Consider the following 18,911-nt stretch of genomic DNA (forward strand, 5'->3'; position numbering starts at 1 on the left):
GAACGCCGGCTCGAGAAAACGAAAGTCCGGGCAGGGATGCCGCGGAAATACTTGAACGCAGCGATCATATGCGGGAACGCCTTCAAGAAGCCGACTTTGGACTACATCACATCGTTCTTGCGGCGACTGTGGGTTCCCGAACATTGACCGACGGGCGGCTCGCGATGAGCCGCCCGTCGTGGTACTGCCGCTTGCTCGCTTATTGCGTCACGTAGCCGGCCGGCGCGGTGACGTGCGACTTCATCGCGGATGCGTTCGTCGAGACGACGTAGATCGGCGATTCGGAGAGCGTCAGCGCGATATGGCCGTTGGTGTACGGCACCGTCGCCGCGTTGCCCATGGCGTCGAGCACGGTGACGTTGCCGGACGTGCCGTCGTCATCGACCTTGAGCGAGTAAGGCACGCTGTACGTCTCGCTGAACCCGGACGACGTGTTCCAGGCGGCGTTGTTGTGCGTCCAGAGCGCCGTCACGATCTTGCCGCCGTTCAAGCGCTGAAACGCGTAGCCGTAGACGCCCGTCGGCACGTCGTTGAGATATCCCATCGTCGTCGTGCCGTCGATGAGGCGCGTCATCGCGGCAACGGCCATCGCGGCCGGCTTCGGGCTGATGTTGCTCGAACCGAAGCTGCCCTGCGCGTTCGACAGATCGAAGAAGATGCCGTACCCGGGGGTGTCGGCGGACGAATCGGACGAATAGAACACGTAGCTCATGTCGGCGCCTTCCCCGAGCAGGATCAGCTGCGAGCGCGCCACGACGGCGCCGTGCGCAAACAGCACGTTCTGCGACGGATAGTTCGGACCATACGACGCGCCCGTGTCGTAGCTGATGCCCGTTTCGGTGGAGAACAGCTTCGCACCGGGCTTCAGGTACTTGGCCATCGCGGCGCGCAGCTCACGCATCGAGGCGGGCAGCGCGTTGGCGGCCGTGGCCGGATCAGGATCCGTGGCGAGGCGCTCGGGCGGATGCGAGGGCGAGGTGCCCGCATCGTAGTAGCCGTGAACCGACAGACCGTCGAGGTACTGCGCGATGCCGAGCGGCGCGAGCCGCGCGAGCCACTGCGTGTTCGTGCGCAAGAGCGCATCCGTGACGCCCATCACGACGGCGTGCGGATCGGTCGAATGCAGCCCCGTGTAGGCGGCGCGATACATCGCGACCAAGTTCGCGTCGGAATCGTGCCATTGCGTCGATCCTCCGCCGTCCGGCTCCCACGTGATCTGATAGTAGTTGGCCGACTGGTTCGGGAAGAATGCCGCGCGGATCGCGGCCGAATCGGCCCCGACGCGGCTCGTGTAGTCCTGGAACGCCGCTTCGTTGACGGGCGCATAGCCCTCGGTCTGCGCGCCCGTCGGGCTCGCCCAGCCCGGAATGCCGTCAAGCTGGATCAGACGCATGATGTCGCCCTTGCGGAAGAAGGGCGCCAACGTGTTGGTGCTCGGCACGAACGTGTTCGGCCCGTTCGGCTCCTCCGCGTACCAGTTGCGGTTGTCGTTGACCCACGAGAGGCCGAGATCGGTATAGAGCGGCCGATAGCCGTCCCCGCTGCAGCACGTTTGTCCGGCCACGAGATAGTTGGCGCCCTGGCCGCCGAAGCGATGCTGATCCTCACGGGCGAACGAGACCGCGGGCAGCGTCGCCGATACGTCAGGCAACACGCCGAATGTCGCGATGCCCGTCGGACGCGTGCCCTGCGAGGGCAATTGGCCGCCCTCTTTCGCGAGCGTCGCCGATACGGCGAAGTAACCGGCCAGCGTCGATGAGCAACTGAGCGTGACGGTTTGCGCGCCGCTCTTCACGGGAACGCTTCCGCTTGCGCGCACGACGTTCCAGTCGTCCGTCACCTTCCACGTGAGTGTGTCGTCGCTCGCCGCGCGCGTCGTCAACGCAATCGTGAACGGCTTGCCGAGCGCAAACATGCGCGAGCCGTCGCTGCCCGGCGTGTCGGCTTCGATGAGATTGCCGCCCGACCCGGCGGCGCTTGCCGCCGAGGGCGAGCCGCAGCTCAGCGCTTCGCCGCCCGCGGCGACGATCGCGGTGGGCGAGTTCACGGCACTCGCTTGGCCCGAGGGACTAGCCGCCGCGGCAGCGGCCGTCGGGCCGCTGCCCCCGCCACCGCCGCCGCATGCGGCGAGCGTGAAGGTGAAGGCAGCGAGCGCTGCGAGGCGGGTGGGGATGGGTCGGTTGGTTAGGGGACGGTTGGAAATCCTGGAAGTGCTCTGAGTGTTGAGATAAAAGTCGTTCATTCTGTCGTTGTTGGCTACAAGAAGCACCCTGCGTCGGCCTATGCAAGCGCAAAGGCAAGCGTAGGGCGTCGCACATCGCCGCCACGACGATGCACGGTGCCGCCTGTCGGCGGCTGTCAACGGGAATTGGCGCACGGGCCCGGTTCGGCAAAAAGGGAGGTATCCCCGGCCGGTGGGTTCGGCCGTGCCTGAAACGGATCGCCGATGGGCGACTGAATCGCGCGCCGCGAAGTCTGCGAGCAGGAAAGGCTTGAGAAGCAGCCTCGAGACGAAATGATGTGCAGGTCTTGGGGACCGACGAAATTCCGATTGGGGGGGACGACTCGCAGCCGAGAGACTAACGGCTTTCGGCAATTTTCGGCACTGAAACATCTAGCGCATTTACGCAGATCACGTGGCGGAAATTTGCGGATGAGTTGGCGGAAGCTTACTGGGCAAGGCGTTCGGCGTGACGGAAACGGGCGGGCGCGGCCCTGTCGTCGATGGCGGATGGCTACTGTGCGGCGGCAATTCTTGCTGACGCGCGCACGGATGGCGCTGCGTGAACACACGAGTGAACCCGCGAGCGCAGAGGGCCTGACACCGGGCCGAGAGCGCCGGCTCGCATGTTGCAGCGCAAGGTAGATGGGCTCTGCACGGGGGCAGAAGCCGCCGCGCGCTGGCTATTCATCAGACGATTCGGTGAAGCGATGACAGGATCGATAAAGACAAATAATTGCGCGTACACATAAATGTCAAAAGAATCAAAAATGAATCAGTTTTGAAACATGCCGCCCCGGGGAGTGATGTGGTTAGATAATAGGAAATAGGAAATTAAGGAATAAGTGCCGATGTGCGGCGCAATTCATCGCATCCACGGTGTGTGCGAATGTGGCCTGCGCAACACACTACTTTTCTGCCAACGTCTATCTTCGGTTGCGTGCGGTCGTTCGGGGGGAACCCTAATGTCCCGACCGAAACGCCCCAGGAGTGCGGCAAGTGCAGGCGCCCACGCGTCGTCCGGTTCAGGCCCGGGTCTTGCCGTATTCGGTCATATCGGCTCGCACGAAGCCGAATCTCTTTCGCAAGCCGTCAAGTAACGGGTGGCTAGGCGTTTATTGCCAGGGGAAGACCAAGGCGCCGGCATCGTCTCTGCCGCTGCGCGCTGGCGCTTTTTTACTAAAAGGTATGTGAAAGGTTCGGTAATTAATTGGATGGTCCGATTGGTCCAGGGGAATCGCGCAAGGTGGAAAAAATGGTCGTTGGATTCAGACGACATTCGCCGGAAGAATTCCGCCAACATGTCGCTGAATTGCGTCACGGCATCCGCAACGCGCTATTCGTCTGTTTATGATGCACTGCAAATTGACCAGGGGGATGGCCGATATGCAGGCAATGACTTTTGAGGGAAATGCCATGCCTTACGCGAGTAACGCGAGTATCGAACCTGCCATGTTGGGTTGGTTGCATGTTTCGGAGAAGAGCAACCGGTGCGCAACGCGCCGCATCGCAATCGTCCTGTTCGACGGGTTTTCGCTGCTCGGTGCAGGACTTGTCGCTGAAGTCTTCCATGTGGCCAACGAGCTCGTCGCGACGCGCTCGAGCGACGATTGGGTCTACGACGTTTCCTTCCTTTCAGCCGGCGGCGGGAACGTGACCTGCTCCTCTTCGGTGAGGGTCTGGACCGACGGGCTCGACGCCCGCCATTTCAACGGTTTCGACGCGCTCTTCGTCGCCGGTGGCAAGGGCGCTCAAGCGGCGGCGAGCGACGAGCGATTGATCGGCTGGCTGCGTCGGGTCCATGTGAAGACAGCGAACGTCCGCTCGATCGACGAGGGTCGCGCGCTGCTGGAGGCGGCTGGCATCGCCAATCGCGACAGCGAACATCAGTTCAATAGCTATTTGCGGCAGAACGGGCGTGAGACGCCGCCCGTCGATACGAGCGATCGGCTCGCGCCGATGAAGGGTGCGCTGACGATGGTCAAGCGCGACCTCGGCCTCGACATTGCGCGCAGCGTCGCTGAGCGGCTGATGCCGGGGTCCAGCGCGCGGTTCGTGCCGCTGCTCGGCGATGCGGGTGCCGCGAGTGCCGGCGACAAGATTCGTGCGGCGGCGCGCTGGCTGCAAGACAACTGTGAGCGGCCGATTTCGATCGCGGACGCGGCTCAAGTGGCCGCGATGAGCGAGCGCAACTTCCTGCGCCGCTTCAAGCTCGAGCTCGGGATGACGCCTTCGGACTACCTGCTGCAGGCGCGTCTGGCGATTACCTGCAGCCTGCTCATCGATTCGGAACTGCCGGTGGACAAGATCGCGCGGCGCAGCGGGATGGGCAATGGCGATCGTCTCGCGAAGATTTTCCGCAAGCGGATGATGATTTCGCCGACCGAGTTCCGCATGCAAAGTCGCCGCGAAGCGGGCGGCTGAGAGGAGTGATGGCATGAGGTCTCAGGAACAACGATACGTCAATGGAGCCGCGGCGGCCTCGGCGAGGTCGGACACGGTCGCCGCGCGGGCGCGTGTGGCGACGACGCCGTGCAAGCGGCTCGTCCCCGTCGTGCTGGCCGGCGGCTCCGGAACGCGCTTGTGGCCGATGTCGCGCGAGCACTATCCGAAGCAGCTCATCGACGTGGTGGGCTCCGATACTCTGCTGCAGGCGACGGTGCGCCGTCTCGACGGATTTTCCGACTGCTGGGAGATGGCCGACTCGCCGATCGTCGTCTGCGGCGGCGAGCATTGCTTCATCATCGACGAACAGTTGCGTCAAAGCGGCGTCGTCCCGCGGCTCATCGTCGAGCCGGCGCGCCGCGATACCGCGCCCGCGCTGACGCTTGCGGCGGCGCGCGCATGCGCCGACGAGGGCGACGATGCAATTCTCGTCGTCATGCCCGCCGATCATTCGATCAGCGACATCCCCGCGCTGCAAGCCGCGATCGAGCTTGCCGCGCAATACGCGGAACGCGGCGCGATCGCGACGCTCGGCGTGCCGCCGACGCGGCCCGATACAGGCTTCGGCTACATCCGCGTCGGCGAGGCGCTCGACGACGGCGCGCACGAAATCGACCGCTTCGTGGAGAAGCCGGCCGCGGAGCTCGCCGCGCAGTATCTGGCCGCGGGCACCTACTGGTGGAACAGCGGCATCTTCATCATGCGCGCCTCGGTGTGGCTCGACGCATTGCGGGCATTCAGGCCCGAGATGCACGAGGCCTGTCTTGCCGCGGTCGCTGGCGGCACGACGCGCGGCGAGCGTTTCGATCCCGCGCCCGAGGCATTCGAGCGCGCGCCGGCGGACTCGATCGACTACGCGGTCATGGAGCGGCTCGGCTCGGGCGACTCGACGTTCCGTGGCGTGGTGATACCGCTCGATGCCGGCTGGTCCGATCTCGGCTCGTGGGACGCGGTTTGGGACGCGCTCGACAAGGATCAGGACGGCAACGTCGCACGTGGACGCGTCGTCTTCGAAGGCGCTACCTCAACGTACGCGCATTCGGCGGGCAGGCTCGTCGCGTGCGTGGGGACGTCCAATGTCGTCGTCGTCGAAACACCCGATGCGGTGCTCGTTGCCGATCGCTCCCATGTGCAACGCGTGAAGGGGCTCGTTGCGCGCATCAAGGCCGACCATGCGCCCGAGGCGGACGCTCATCGCAAGGTGCACCGCCCTTGGGGCTTTTACGACTCGATCGACCACGGAGATCGATTCCAGGTGAAGCGCATCGTCGTCTCACCGGGGGCTCGCCTATCGCTGCAGATGCACCACCATCGTGCCGAGCACTGGGTAGTCGTGCGTGGGACGGCGCTCGTGACACGCGGCGACGAGCAGTTCCTGTTGAGCGAAAACGAGTCGACGTACATCCCGCTCGGCGTCCGTCATCGGCTCGAGAACCCGGGGAAGGTGCCGCTCGAAATCATCGAGGTGCAGTCGGGCGCCTATCTCGGTGAAGACGACATTGTCCGTTTCGACGATCAATACGGGCGATGCGCGGCGCAAGCCGTCCAGGAAGGCAACAACGGCAAGCAAGACGGCAACGGCTCGAAGGCGCATTGATGCGTCCCGGGTCCCCGGAGTACCGATATGCGTGACCTACAAGGCTTATGTGCGCGGCTCATCGATGTCGTGCTCATCATCGCGACGGCAGTGCTGGCTTCGGAAATGCGCTTTTCGGGCTGGGCCCATCGCGGCTTTACCGATGCGTTCGCGCTCTTCACCGCCGCGTTCGCGCTCGTGCTGTTCCCCGTGTTCGGGGTCTACGAGTCGTGGCGCGGCCGCTCGAAGCGCGTGCTGGCGGGGCAGGTGGCGCTCGCGTGGCTCGTCGTGCAGGCATGTGCGCTAATGGTGATGTTCTCGCTGCGCCAGATCGATTTCGTCTCCCGGCTCTGGTTTGCGTATTGGACGGCGCTCGCGGGCGGCCTGCTGATCGCCTACCGGCTCGCTTCGCATGCGGTGCTGGCACGCCTGCGCCACGCGGGCATGAACCTGCATCAGGTGGCGCTCGTCGGTTCAGGCCACCATTGCAACGCGATCCTGCGCCGCATTCAAGCGGCGCCGGCGACGGGTTTTCGCGCTTCCGCCATCTACGTGCCGAAGACGGCGAGCGGCGAAGCGCAAGTGCTCGACGCGGCTTCGGCCGATGCATCCGCCGCGCCTTCGCCGCTCGGATTGCCGCTCGCGCTGCGCGCGACCCATGCCTACGCGCGGCTCGACGCCTCGGCGCGCGCCGCAAGAACCGCGGCCGCGTCCGCGGCCGAGTCGAGCGGGTCCGATGCGCGCATGCAGCGCTTCGACGATATCGAGTCGTTCGCGCAGTATGTCCGCACGAGCGATGTGCACGAGCTATGGCTCGCGCTGCCGCTCTCTGAGGAGCGCACGATTCTGTCGATCATTGGGGAGTTTCGCAACGACCTCGTGAACATCCGCTTCATGCCCGACGTGCGCTCGCTCGCGCTGTTCGATACGAGCGGCATCATCGATTTGCTGGGCGTGCCCGCGATCAATCTCATCGCCTCGCCGCTTTCGCCGAGCGCGATGATGAAAAAGGATCTCTTCGACCGTGTCTTCGCAGCCTGCGCTTTGATCGGACTTGCGCCGCTGATGATCGCGATCGCGATCGCCGTCAAGCTTTCGTCGCCGGGCCCGGTCTTCTTCAAGCAAAAGCGCAAAGGGGCCGATGGACGCGTCTTCACGATTTACAAGTTCCGCTCGATGCGGCTGCATGTGGAGGAGCCTGGGGTCGTCAAGCAGGCCGTGCGGCAAGACCCGCGCGTGACGAAGATCGGTGCGTTCCTGCGCCGCACGAGCCTCGACGAGCTGCCGCAGTTCATCAACGTGCTGAAGGGCGACATGTCGGTGGTGGGGCCGCGCCCGCACGCGCTCGAGCACGATGATCTCTATCAAAAGGTCGTCGCCGGCTACATCCACCGCTATCGCATCAAGCCAGGCATCACGGGCTGGGCTCAGATCAACGGGTATCGAGGCGAAACAGACCGTATCGAGAAGATGGAGCGGCGCGTCGCGCACGATCTGTATTACCTCGGTAACTGGTCCTTCGGGCTCGATATGCGGATCATCGCCGCCACCGTCGTCAAGGGACTGATTCATAGCAACGCTTACTGACTTGACTGATGGTAGGCCAAATGGCGCCGCTTTCCCGGTAGGCGCGCGCTGAAGTCAATAACCGGCACGGAGGACAAAAATCATGTGCTATTGGGAGTTGCGCAACCGCGCATTCATGACATTCGTTTTCGTCGCGCTGGCGGGCCTCGTCTCGGCCTGCTCGATCGTGCCCGGCCAGCGCATGGAGCAGCCGCCGACAGTCACGGAGACGGGCGGTCAATACAGCAAGGAACCGGAGCAGAAGGTACAGATTCCCATCACGGACATCAATCTCGCACTGATTCGCCAGATGAACGGGCAAGCAGGCGCGCAGCCGCTTTCGCCGCAGCTGACGAGCCTGTTCGGCAAGCCGAGCGCCTATACGGTCGGCCCTGGCGACGTGCTGCAGATCACTGTCTGGGATCACCCAGAGCTCGCGGCGGCGCTCGGCCAGGGAGCGCAGAACACGCGTGAGTCCGACGCCGCGCCGGGCTTTCTCGTCGACGAGGCAGGCAACATTCAGTTCCCGTATGCGGGGACCGTTCACGTTGCCGGAGAAAGCGTCGAGCAAGTCCAGCGCAAGATCGTTTCGCGGATCAGCAAAGTCTACAAAAGCCCCGAGGTGACGGTGCGCGTTGCTTCATTCCGTTCCTCGCAAGTCTACATCGACGGCGAGGTCGGCAAGCCCGGCTCGCAGCAGATCAACGACATCCCGATGACGCTGACACAGGCGATCGGGCGCGCCGGCGGGTTCACGGCCAACGCGGACCAAAGTCAGGTATCGCTCGTGCGTGACGGAGTGACGTATCCAATCAACTTCAACGCGATCGTGAAAGCGGGGCGCAACCCTAATGACATTGTGCTGAAGCCCGGCGACATGGTGCGGGTTGGTTCGCGTGACGAGAACGGCGTCTACATGATGGGCGAGCTCAACAAGCCCGCGACGGTCATGCCGTTGCGCAACGGCAAGCTGACGCTGGCCCAGGCGATCTCCGAGGCGGGTAGCTTCAACGAAAACACCGCCAAGGCCAAGTCGCTGTTCGTCATTCGCGACGGTGACGGCGTCCAGCCGCAGATCTACCACCTGGACGCGACGTCGCCTGTCTCGATGGTGCTCGCGAATCAGTTTCAGCTGCAAGCGAGAGACGTCGTCTACGTCGATAACGGTGGCCTCGTCAAGTTCAACCGTGTGCTGAACCTGCTGCTGCCGGCGGTCAATGCGGCGCTCACAGGAGCCCTCGTGTCGAAGTACTGACATCGATTGCAAACATTCGTCCCGTCACGCGCGGCGAGGCATGACGGGACATCTCGCAAGAGAGAGCAACTGACATGGCTATGAATTTCGACAACCGCTACACCGACGTTTCGGCCGCCGACGAATTGCGTCTGACCGATTATCTTCAGGCGATATTCAGCAATTGGCGGCTCATCGCAATGGTCACGGCCGTCGTGACGCTGCTTGGCTTGGCCTACGCATTCCTTGCCAAGCCGGTCTACAAGGCCGACGCGGTGATCCAGGTCGAAGACGTGCAGAACGGCGACAACGGCGGCGGTGGCAACAACCAACAGCAGCAGATCGAGCCGCTTTCGCGAATGTTCACGAGAAAGGCGACCACGGCCGCGGAAATCGAGCTGCTGAAATCGCGCCTCGTCACGGAAGCGACGGTGCGCGATCTGCACCTCGATATTTCGGCGGAGCCGCGGGAGGTGCCCGTGATCGGGCCGCTGCTCGCGGCGTTGACGACGGGCAAGTGGGGCTTCAAGGTCCAGCCGTTCATGGATCTCGGCGGTTTCGCGTGGGGCAACGAGAAGATCTCGGTGGCCCGCTTCGATACGCCTAAAACGCTCTATGGCAAGTCGTTCACGCTGACGGCCGGTCCGAACGGCACCTTTACCCTCAACGACCCGGAAGGCATCGCGATCGCGAACGGCCATGTCGGCGAGGATGTGAGCGGTGTCTCGGCGGCAGGCCCGGTAACCGTTCACGTCGATCAACTCACGGGCCGTCCCGGCACGCAGTTCCAACTCACGCGCTCGTCGACGCTCGATACCGTCGAGCGGCTGCAAAAGGCGCTGCGCGTCACGGAAACGGCGCTGCAGTCCGGCATCATCAGCGTCACGCTGCAAGGGCAGAATCCGGTGTTGACGGCCAACGTCGTCAACGGCATCGCGCGGCAGTTCATCAAGCAGGACGCCGATCGCCGCATGGCCGAAGCCGAACGCACCCTCTCGTTCCTCGACGAGCAACTGCCGCAGTTGCGCCACGAGCTTGATACAGCCGAACAGCGCTACAACAACTTCCGTAATCAGCACGGTACCGTCGATCTGAGCGAAGAGAGTCGCCTACTGCTGCAACAGATGGTCGACAACAAGACGAAGCTTGCCGACCTGCAACGTCAGCGCGCCGATCTTTCGCAGCGCTTCACGGCGAATCACCCGGCGGTCCAGGCGCTCGACGCTCAAATTGCGCAATTGCAGGGTTCGCAGGGGCAAATGTCGAAAAGCGTGGAAGCGCTGCCCGACACGGAGCAGACCGCCTTGCGCTTGTTGCGCGACGTACGCGTCGACACGGAGCTCTACACGAATCTGCTGAACAGCGCGCAGCAACTGCGCGTCGTGAAGGCGGGACAGATCGGCAACGTGCGCGTCGTCGACTTCGCCGAGACACCCGACGAGCCCGTCTGGCCGAAACGCTTCATCGTGATCCTCATCGGTTTCGGCGGCGGTCTCTTCGTCGGAATCGTCTGCGCGTTCGTGAAGAAGGCGCTGTACGGTGGCGTGGAGCGCGCCGACGAGATCGAGAGCGCGATCGGGGTGCCGGTGTTCGCGGTCGTGCCGCGCAGCGGGCTGCAGCTTCGCCTACAGCAGAACGTCATGATGCGCCGGCAGGGCTTGCACGTGCTTGCGGCGCAATCGCCGCAGGACATCGCCGTGGAAGGCGTGCGGAGCCTGCGCACGACGCTGCAGCTCTCGCTCGATCAGGCGCCCAACAACATCGTCATGCTGACGGGCTCTCGTCCCGATGCGGGCAAATCGTTCCTGTCGGTCAACCTGGCCGCGCTCGTCGCCTCGGCGGGCAAGCGCGTGCTCGTCGTCGATGGCGACATGCGGCGCGGCGAGGTGCATTCGCACTTCGGCGTGCGGCACCAGCCGGGGCTTTCCGATGTGCTGCGAGGCGCCGATCCGTCGAGCGTGATCCAGCGCGAAGTGCTGCCCGGGCTGGACGTGCTGACGAAGGGCACGCTGCCCACGCATCCGTCCGAGCTTCTGATGAGCGAGCGTTTCCGCGACCTGCTCGAAGCGATTTCGCGGCGCTACGACCTCGTCATCATCGATACCCCGCCGGTGCTCGCGGTGACCGATTCGACCGTCATCGGCAAGTACGCGGGCACGACGCTGCTCGTCGTGCGTTATGGACGCCATCCGATCGCCGAGATCAGCGAGACGGCGAAGCGCCTGGAGACGGGCGGCGTCAATCTGAAAGGTGTCCTGCTGACCGACGTGCCGCCCGCCGTGCCGATGCTCGGCGGTTCGTACAACGGCGGTTATTACGGCTATGAAAGCATCTCGGAGTGATGGGCTTTCGGTGCCCAATCTTTTGGCCGCGCCGGCCGCCCGGTGGGCGGCGCGGCGTCAACAGCAAGGGGGTTGAATATGAAGAAAAAGGTCGCGTTGATCACCGGCATCACGGGACAAGACGGCTCGTACCTCGCCGAGCTTCTGCTCGAGAAGGGGTACGTCGTTCACGGCTTGAAGCGCCGCACGTCGCTCTTCAACACGGACCGTATCGATCACTTGTATCGCGATCCTCATGACGAGGACGGTGCAAGGTTCTTTCTCCATCATGGCGACCTGACCGATTCGGCGAGCCTCTTGCGTGTGATTCAGCACGCCGAACCCGACGAGATCTACAACCTGGCCGCGCAGAGCCACGTCGCCGTGTCGTTCGACGAGCCCGAATATACGGCGAACGCCGACGGTCTCGGCGCGCTGCGTATTCTCGAGGCAATTCGCATTCTCGGCATGGAGAAGAAGACGCGCTTTTATCAGGCCTCGACCTCAGAACTGTATGGCCTGGTGCGCGAAGTGCCGCAACGCGAGACGACGCCGTTCTATCCGCGCAGCCCCTACGCCGTGGCAAAGCTCTTCGCCTACTGGACGACGGTCAACTATCGCGAAGCGTACGGGATCTATGCCTGCAACGGCATTCTCTTCAACCACGAGTCGCCCGTGCGCGGCGAGACGTTCGTCACGCGCAAGATCACGCGTGCGCTCGCGCGTATCGCCGTGGGCCTGCAAAGGGAGCTGTACCTGGGCAATCTCTCGGCGCTGCGCGACTGGGGGCACGCCCGCGATTACGTCGAAATGCAGTGGATGATGCTGCAACAGGACGAGCCGGAAGACTTCGTCATCGCGACGGGCGAGCAGTACAGCGTGCGCGAGTTCGTTCAGCGTGCGGCCGCCGAGCTTGGCGTCACCGTTCGCTTCGAGGGCAAGGGCGTCGACGAGGTCGGCATTGTCGAGCACGTCGCGTCTCGTGACATGCGCATGGCGCCGGGCGACGTCATTGTCCGCGTCGATCCGCGCTACTTCCGTCCTACCGAGGTGGAGACGCTGCTCGGCGATGCGTCGAAGGCGCACGAGAAGCTCGGCTGGAAACCGCGCATTTCCTTCGATGCGCTCGTGAGGGAAATGGTCCGCGCCGATCATCAGCTCGCGCGTCGAGATGCGCTCGTGACGCTCGCGGGCTTCAAGGCGCTCGAACACCACGAATGAGGAACTGCGATGGACAAGGACGCCCGCATCTACGTCGCCGGTCATCGCGGCATGGTCGGCTCGGCGCTCGTGCGCGAGCTCGACGCGAACGGTTACCGTAACCTCGTCGTGCGCACACATGCCGATCTCGACCTGACCGATCAGCACGCGGTCAATCGCTTCCTCGACGACGTTCGGCCCGATGTCGTGCTGCTCGCCGCCGCGCGCGTCGGCGGCATTCTCGCCAATGCCTCACAGCCGGCGCGCTTCATCTACGAAAACCTCGCGATCGAATCGAACGTGATCCACGGGGCTTATCGCGCCAATGTCGATCGGCTCGTGTTTTTCGGCTCGTCGTGCATTTATCCGAAGCTTTGTCCGCAGCCTATTCGCGAGGAGTATTTGCTGAGCTCGGCGCTCGAGCCGACCAACGACGCTTACGCGATCGCGAAGATCGCCGGTCTCAAGATGTGCAGCGCCTACAACAGTCAGTACGGCACGCACTATGTCTCGTTGATGCCCACGAACCTCTACGGTCCCAACGACAACTACGACCCGCAGGGCAGCCACGTCTTGCCGGCGCTGATCCGCAAGGCGCATGAAGCGAAGATGGCCGGAGCGCCGACGCTGACTGTCTGGGGCACGGGCAAGCCGCGGCGCGAGTTTCTGCATGTCGACGATTTGGCGAATGCCACGCGTTTCCTGCTGGAGCGCGACGTGGGAGAGGGTGTCTACAACGTCGGTGTCGGCGAGGACCTCTCCATCCGTGAGCTCGCGCAGTGCATCACGCGCATCGTCGGCTACGAAGGCGAGCTCGTCTTCGATTCGTCGAAGCCCGACGGCACTCCGCAAAAGTTGCTCGACGTATCGCGGCTCGCCGAGATGGGATGGCGCGCCCGCATCGGCCTCGAGGAGGGGATCGCCCGGACCTACGAGGATTTCCTTTCACGTTATGGCGTGCTTGAAGCTGCCTCGCACGGATGATCAAAAATGATGGCAACAGTGACAATCTTTCATAACGTGGTTTGGTCGCGCCACAAGGGGGCAGTTTTCACGGCGCTGCACAACTTGTCGACGGCGGGCTCGATCCGCTACTCGATGGTGCAGATCGCCGATACCGAAACGGACCGGATCGGCTTTTCGGATGTCGATTACTCTTTTCATCGCTATCCGATGCAAAAGCTCTTCGATGGCTGTTACGAAGACGTCCCGTTGTGGAAAATGATGGGCCGCCTCACCTGGGAGGTGATGAAGGCCAAGGCGGACCTCATTGTGCTGCCGGGCTACCATCGGCCCGAATACTGGGCGATGCTCTTCGCGTGCGTGCTCATGCGCAAGCGTCGCGCCGTATTCTGCGATTCCACCGCGCGCGATCGGCCGCGGCGTCTGCTGACCTCGGTGCCTAAGCGCATCTTCTTTGCGTTGTGCGACGGTTACTTCGGCTTCGGTGAGCGCAGCCGCGAATATCTGGTGTCGCTCGGCGCGAAGCGGGACAGAATCTTCGTGCCGTGCCAGGCTGCCGCGCTGCCGCGCTCGTTCTTGACCGAGCGCGCGTTCGAGGAGCGTTTGGCGCGCCGCGAGGGCAACGCACCCGTGTTCCTTTATGTCGGCCGCCTCTCCGCCGAGAAGGGCATCGATACGCTGCTCGAGGCATTCGCGCAGGTCCGTGAGACGGTGCCGAATGCGACGCTGCGCATCGTCGGCACCGGGCCGATGCACGACACGCTGCAGGCGTCGGTCGATGCACTCGGCGTGCGCGAAGCCGTGCATTTCACGGGCAGTCTGCAAGACGAGCCGCTCTCGAACGAGTATTTCGGCGCGGCCTGCTTGGTTTTGCCAAGTTACAGCGAGCCGTGGGGGCTCGTCGTTAACGAGGCGCTGAGCCATGGCTGCCCTGCCGTCGTCAGCGAGCGTTGCGGGTGTGTGCCCGAGCTCGTTGTCGAGGGCGAGACCGGGTTCGCTTTCGATGCGGGGAACGTTCCCGCCTTGCGCGACACCTTGCTCGCGGCGCTGCGCCAGTTCGCCGACAGCGCGCAGACGGCACGGGCGTGCATGCGCACAATCGCGCGCTTCGATCCGCGTGCGGCGGCTTCCCATATCGCGCGTGGCTGCGCGACGATGCTCGTCGGCACGAGCGACGGCGAGGCCGCTTCCAGCGCACAGCGGTTAGAACAATGAGGCTGCTAGTCTATGGCATCAATTACGCGCCCGAGCTGACCGGCACCGGCAAATACACGGCGGAGATGGCGGAGGCGCTGGCGGCGCGCGGCCACGACGTGCGCGTCGTCACCGCGCCGCCGTATTACCCGGAATGGCGCGTGGCCGACGGGTGGTCCGCATGGGCGTACCGGCGGGAGGCGCGGCGTGGCGTGAAGATCTGGCGCGCGCCGCTCTGGGTGCCGGCGCGGCCGAGCGGGGCCAAGCGTCTCGTGCATCTCACCTCGTTCGCGCTCACTTCGGCGATTCCGATGGCGTTGCAGTTGCGCTGGTGGCCCGATGTCGTCATGGTCGTCGCGCCGACGCTGTTGTGCGCGCCCGCGGCGCTCGCCGTCGCGCGCATCACCGGCGCGCGGACTTGGCTGCACATTCAGGACTTCGAGGTAGACGCCGCCTTCGGTCTCGGGCTGCTCGACAATGCGCGCGCGGCGCACTTCGCGCGTGCCGTGGAGCGTTCGCTGCTCAGGCGTTTCAATGTCGTTTCTTCGATCTCCACGAAGATGGTCGAGCGCTTGCGCACGCTCGGCATCGATGCCAACAACGTGCTCTGCGCGCCGAACTGGGTCGATACCGAGACGATTCGCCCGCTCAATCGCCCGAGTGCCTATCGGCGCGAGCTGTCGATTCCCGATGACGCGAAAGTTGTTCTATACGCGGGCAACATGGGTAAGAAGCAGGGCATCGAGTATCTTGCCGAGGCGGCGCAACGGCTTGCCAGTCGTGCCGACATCCGGTTCGTGTTCTGTGGGGAAGGCGCGACGAAGGCTGAACTCGCGCAGCGCTGCGCCAATTTGCCGAACTGCCGGGTCATCGCGCTGCAGCCCGCCGAACGCTTGAACGAGCTCTTGAACCTTGCCGATATTCACGCGCTGCCGCAGCGCGCGGATGCGGCCGATCTCGTGATGCCGTCGAAGCTGACGGGGATGATGGCGAGCGGACGCGCCATCGTCGCGATGGCGCAGGCGGACACGGAGCTTTACGACGTCGTCAGTGGGCGAGGCTTGGTGGTGGCGCCGGACGATGCCGCGGCGTTCGCGTCGGCGATCGCGGCGCTGGCTGACGATGCGCCGCGGCGCACGGTGCTTGGGGCCGCGGCGCGGCAGTATGCGCTCGAGGCGCTTTCGCCGGCATCGGTGTTCGGCACGATCGAGGCGAAGCTCGTCGAGTGCGCGCATGCGGCGAGGGGGCCTGCCGACGCCCATGAAGGCTTCGTGATTCGACATATTCGGCGTTTACGGCCGGGGCGTGGAGAATAGGAGCCGTTAGCAGTACTAGCCGGAAGCTTTCAGTATTTGCGTGGCGATGCGCCAATACGGTGCTTGCGGTTCGATGGTTTGCATCAAGCCGGTGCGCGAGTGGCGTGCACTGGTATTCGCTCGGCGGCTGAGCGGCCTGTGCCATGGGGGTTTTTCGGCATAGGCACGCGACTTGCGTTTGCCCGCCCAACCGCTCGTCAGGGCGGCGACAGGCTCTACCAGGGGCCGCGGCCGGGCTCATCGGCCCGTGGCTGGTCCAGATAAATCCAATGGATAGCGGCCATGACGCAAGCTTTCTTCAGCGAGATGTTCGAGCGCAGTGCCGCCGGCACCGCGGGCGTTTCGCCGGCGACCTTTCTCGAAGTGGGCGATCCGCGCACGCATTACCGTGAGTTCATCGCCTGGATGCGCGCGCAAAGCGAGCAGCAGATCAGCAACAAGCGCGCGGAGGCGGACCTCAACTTCCGCCGGGTCGGCATCACATTCGCCGTCTATGGCGCCAAGGACGAAACCGGCATCGGCACGGAGCGCACGATCCCGTTCGACGTCATCCCGCGCATCTTCCCCGCGCAAGAATGGGCCGCACTGGAGCGCGGCCTGCGTCAACGAGTGAACGCGCTGAACCGTTTCATCCACGACATCTATCACGACAAGACGATCGTGCGCGCCGGCATCATCCCGGCCGAGCAGATCGTCGGCAACGGGCAGTATCGGCCGCAGATGGAAGGCGTGGACGTGACGCGCGGCGTCTACGCGCATGTCGCCGGCATCGACATCGTGCGCGCGGGCGTCGGCGAGTTCTACGTATTGGAGGACAACCTGCGCGTGCCGTCGGGCGTCTCCTATATGCTCGAGAACCGCAAGATGATGATGCGGCTCTTCCCCGATCTCTTCGCGCGCAATCGCGTCGCCCCCGTCGCGCACTATCCCGACCTGCTGCTCGATACGCTGCGCGCCGCGGCGCCCGAGGGCGTCGACGATCCGACGATCGTCGTGCTCACGCCCGGCATGTATAACTCGGCCTATTTCGAGCACGCCTTTCTTGCGCAGCAGATGGGCGTCGAGCTCGTCGAGGGCAAAGATCTCTTCGTCGAGGACGGCTTTGTCTATATGCGCACCACGCAGGGCCCGCAGCGCATCGATGTCGTTTATCGACGCGTAGACGACGATTTTCTCGACCCCGAAGTGTTCCGGACAGATTCGGTGCTCGGCGCGGCGGGACTGCTCGCCGCCTATCGCGCCGGCAACGTGACGCTCGCGAACGCGGTCGGCACGGGTGTCGCCGACGACAAGTCGATCTACCCGTACGTCCCCGACATGGTCCGCTTCTACCTCGGCGAGGAGCCGATCCTCAACAACGTGCCGACATGGATGTGCCGCAAGCCGCAGGATCTGAGCTACGTGCTCGATCATCTGTCCGAGCTCGTGGTGAAGGAAACGCATGGCGCGGGCGGCTACGGGATGCTGATCGGGCCGGCATCGACAAAGGCCGAAATCGAAGCGTTCCGCTCGGTGCTGATCGCCCACCCCGACAAGTACATCGCGCAGCCGACGCTCGCGCTTTCGACCTGCCCGACCTACGTCGAAGCGGGCATCGCCCCGCGCCATATCGATTTGCGCCCGTTCGTGCTGTCGGGCAGCGAGGTGCGCATGGTGCCGGGGGGCTTGACGCGCGTCGCGCTGCGCGAAGGCTCGCTCGTCGTCAATTCGTCGCAAGGAGGCGGTACAAAGGATACCTGGGTGCTCGAGCAATAAAACCTGCGTGGCCGCCGGATTCGCCCCGCATCGGGTTCGGGGCGCCCGCGGAAGCTCATCGATCAACGCCGTTCTGGAGAAATCATGCTCAGCCGCACCGCCGACCATCTCTTCTGGATGGCTCGCTATACCGAGCGCGCCGAGAATACGGCTCGCATGCTCGATGCCAACTATCAGATGTCACTGCTGCCGCAGTCGGAGGAGTACGCGGCGCTCGGCTGGCGCGCCATGCTGTCGATCTCCGAGCTTGCCGGCATCTACTGCGCCGCGCATCCTACACTCGCAAGCCTCGAAGTCATCGAGTTCATGACGAGCGACCGCGACAACCTGTCGTCGATCATCAACTGCCTGCGCGCCGCCCGCGAAAATGCGCGCGCCGTGCGCGGCTCGATCACGACGGAGCTCTGGGAGACGCTCAACACCACCTGGCTCGATGCGCAGCGGATGCTCGCCGACGGCGTGCTCGCGCGCGATCCGTGCGAGTTCCTCGAATGGGTGAAGTTCCGCTCGCATCTCTCGCGCGGCGTACAGCTTGGCACGATGGTGAAAGACGAAGCGTTCTACTTCATGCGCCTCGGCACGTTCCTCGAGCGCGCCGACAATACGGCGCGCATTCTCGACGTCAAGTTCGAAATGATCGAGCAGCACGGCGGCGGCAACGCGCAGCCGCTCGCGCAGTCGCTCGATTATTACCATTGGGCGGCGCTGCTGCGCTCAGTCTCGGGCTTCGAGGTCTACCGTAAGGTCTATCGCGACGTCATCACGCCCGAGCGCATCGCGGACCTCCTGATCCTCTTTGCCGACTGGCCGCGCTCGCTCGCCGCCAGCCTCGAGGAAGTGCGGCAGATTCTCGCGCGCGTACGAAATGTGCGCAGCGCGCAGGCCGAAGCGATGGCGATCAAGCTGCACGAGCATGTGTGCGCCTCTCGCATCGGCGACATTTTGCGCGGCGGCCTTCATGCGTGGCTGACGAACTTTCTCGCGCGCGTGAACGAGCTCGCGAGTTGCGTGAGCGGCGACCTGCTCGTACCGCTCGCGCCCGAGCCCGAGCCCGAGCCCGATGCCGCGCCCGCATCGATGCATCAAGCGTAACCGCCCCGTTAGTGTCCTGAGCGCATTT

At 64.1% G+C, this 18,911-nt stretch carries 12 protein-coding genes; 11 read left to right on the forward strand and 1 reads right to left on the reverse strand.

Translation table 11 applies throughout. The features are described 5' to 3' along the window. Positions 1 to 199: 199 nt before the first annotated feature. Positions 200 to 2,242: a hypothetical protein gene (locus tag AB4Y31_RS01990; protein WP_368672476.1), complete on the reverse strand. Its 2,043-nt coding sequence runs from the start codon at positions 2,240 to 2,242 to the stop codon at positions 200 to 202. 1,431 nt (positions 2,243 to 3,673) lie between these two features. On the opposite strand from AB4Y31_RS01990, the gene AB4Y31_RS01995 reads away from it, so the two are divergent. The 11 genes from AB4Y31_RS01995 (at position 3,674) to AB4Y31_RS02045 (ending at position 18,883) form a co-directional block, all read left to right on the forward strand. Then, on the forward strand, positions 3,674 to 4,645 hold the full coding sequence (locus AB4Y31_RS01995; protein WP_368672477.1) for a GlxA family transcriptional regulator: 972 nt from the start codon (positions 3,674 to 3,676) through the stop codon (positions 4,643 to 4,645). Between the two features lie 13 nt (positions 4,646 to 4,658). Next, on the forward strand, positions 4,659 to 6,263 hold the full coding sequence (locus AB4Y31_RS02000) for a mannose-1-phosphate guanylyltransferase/mannose-6-phosphate isomerase (protein ID WP_368672478.1): 1,605 nt from the start codon (positions 4,659 to 4,661) through the stop codon (positions 6,261 to 6,263). Positions 6,264 to 6,290: 27 nt separating this feature from the next. Beyond that, entirely contained in the window at positions 6,291 to 7,829 is a 1,539-nt protein-coding gene (locus AB4Y31_RS02005; protein WP_368672479.1) for an undecaprenyl-phosphate glucose phosphotransferase, read from the forward strand. A 115-nt stretch (positions 7,830 to 7,944) separates the two neighbouring features. Then, on the forward strand, positions 7,945 to 9,063 hold the full coding sequence (locus AB4Y31_RS02010; RefSeq protein WP_368672480.1) for a polysaccharide biosynthesis/export family protein: 1,119 nt from the start codon (positions 7,945 to 7,947) through the stop codon (positions 9,061 to 9,063). Positions 9,064 to 9,137: 74 nt separating this feature from the next. Further along, positions 9,138 to 11,384, forward strand: a complete 2,247-nt coding sequence (locus AB4Y31_RS02015; RefSeq protein WP_026229998.1) for a polysaccharide biosynthesis tyrosine autokinase — start codon at positions 9,138 to 9,140, stop codon at positions 11,382 to 11,384. A 78-nt stretch (positions 11,385 to 11,462) separates the two neighbouring features. Further along, positions 11,463 to 12,584: a GDP-mannose 4,6-dehydratase gene (gmd, locus tag AB4Y31_RS02020; RefSeq protein ID WP_368672481.1), complete on the forward strand. Its 1,122-nt coding sequence runs from the start codon at positions 11,463 to 11,465 to the stop codon at positions 12,582 to 12,584. A gap of 9 nt (positions 12,585 to 12,593) precedes the next feature. Beyond that, on the forward strand, positions 12,594 to 13,547 hold the full coding sequence (locus tag AB4Y31_RS02025; protein WP_368672482.1) for a GDP-L-fucose synthase family protein: 954 nt from the start codon (positions 12,594 to 12,596) through the stop codon (positions 13,545 to 13,547). Between the two features lie 6 nt (positions 13,548 to 13,553). Beyond that, complete coding sequence (locus tag AB4Y31_RS02030; RefSeq protein ID WP_368672483.1) at positions 13,554 to 14,741, forward strand: glycosyltransferase family 4 protein; 1,188 nt, start codon at positions 13,554 to 13,556, stop codon at positions 14,739 to 14,741. Then, positions 14,738 to 16,036, forward strand: coding sequence for a glycosyltransferase WbuB (locus AB4Y31_RS02035; RefSeq protein ID WP_368672484.1), 1,299 nt, complete (start codon positions 14,738 to 14,740; stop codon positions 16,034 to 16,036). Before AB4Y31_RS02030 ends, AB4Y31_RS02035 begins: the two co-directional genes overlap by 4 nt. Before the next feature lie 282 nt (positions 16,037 to 16,318). Next, positions 16,319 to 17,791 (forward strand): circularly permuted type 2 ATP-grasp protein, encoded by a 1,473-nt coding sequence (locus AB4Y31_RS02040; RefSeq protein ID WP_368672485.1) that lies wholly within the window; start codon positions 16,319 to 16,321, stop codon positions 17,789 to 17,791. 84 nt (positions 17,792 to 17,875) lie between these two features. Then, complete coding sequence (locus tag AB4Y31_RS02045; protein WP_368672486.1) at positions 17,876 to 18,883, forward strand: alpha-E domain-containing protein; 1,008 nt, start codon at positions 17,876 to 17,878, stop codon at positions 18,881 to 18,883. Positions 18,884 to 18,911 lie beyond the last annotated feature (28 nt).

The organism is Trinickia sp. EG282A (assembly GCF_040965455.1).
GTDB lineage: Bacteria > Pseudomonadota > Gammaproteobacteria > Burkholderiales > Burkholderiaceae > Trinickia > Trinickia symbiotica.

Coding starts and splice junctions, on each gene's coding strand:
- AB4Y31_RS02015 (WP_026229998.1), top strand. CDS start 9,138: ATGGCTATGAATTTCGACAACCGCTACACCGACGTTTCGGCCGCCGAC.
- AB4Y31_RS02025 (WP_368672482.1), top strand. CDS start 12,594: ATGGACAAGGACGCCCGCATCTACGTCGCCGGTCATCGCGGCATGGTC.
- AB4Y31_RS02040 (WP_368672485.1), top strand. CDS start 16,319: ATGACGCAAGCTTTCTTCAGCGAGATGTTCGAGCGCAGTGCCGCCGGC.
- AB4Y31_RS02000 (WP_368672478.1), top strand. CDS start 4,659: ATGAGGTCTCAGGAACAACGATACGTCAATGGAGCCGCGGCGGCCTCG.
- AB4Y31_RS02030 (WP_368672483.1), top strand. CDS start 13,554: ATGATGGCAACAGTGACAATCTTTCATAACGTGGTTTGGTCGCGCCAC.
- AB4Y31_RS02010 (WP_368672480.1), top strand. CDS start 7,945: ATGACATTCGTTTTCGTCGCGCTGGCGGGCCTCGTCTCGGCCTGCTCG.
- gmd (WP_368672481.1), top strand. CDS start 11,463: ATGAAGAAAAAGGTCGCGTTGATCACCGGCATCACGGGACAAGACGGC.
- AB4Y31_RS01995 (WP_368672477.1), top strand. CDS start 3,674: ATGTTGGGTTGGTTGCATGTTTCGGAGAAGAGCAACCGGTGCGCAACG.
- AB4Y31_RS02035 (WP_368672484.1), top strand. CDS start 14,738: ATGAGGCTGCTAGTCTATGGCATCAATTACGCGCCCGAGCTGACCGGC.
- AB4Y31_RS01990 (WP_368672476.1), bottom strand. CDS start 2,242: ATGAACGACTTTTATCTCAACACTCAGAGCACTTCCAGGATTTCCAAC.
- AB4Y31_RS02045 (WP_368672486.1), top strand. CDS start 17,876: ATGCTCAGCCGCACCGCCGACCATCTCTTCTGGATGGCTCGCTATACC.
- AB4Y31_RS02005 (WP_368672479.1), top strand. CDS start 6,291: ATGCGTGACCTACAAGGCTTATGTGCGCGGCTCATCGATGTCGTGCTC.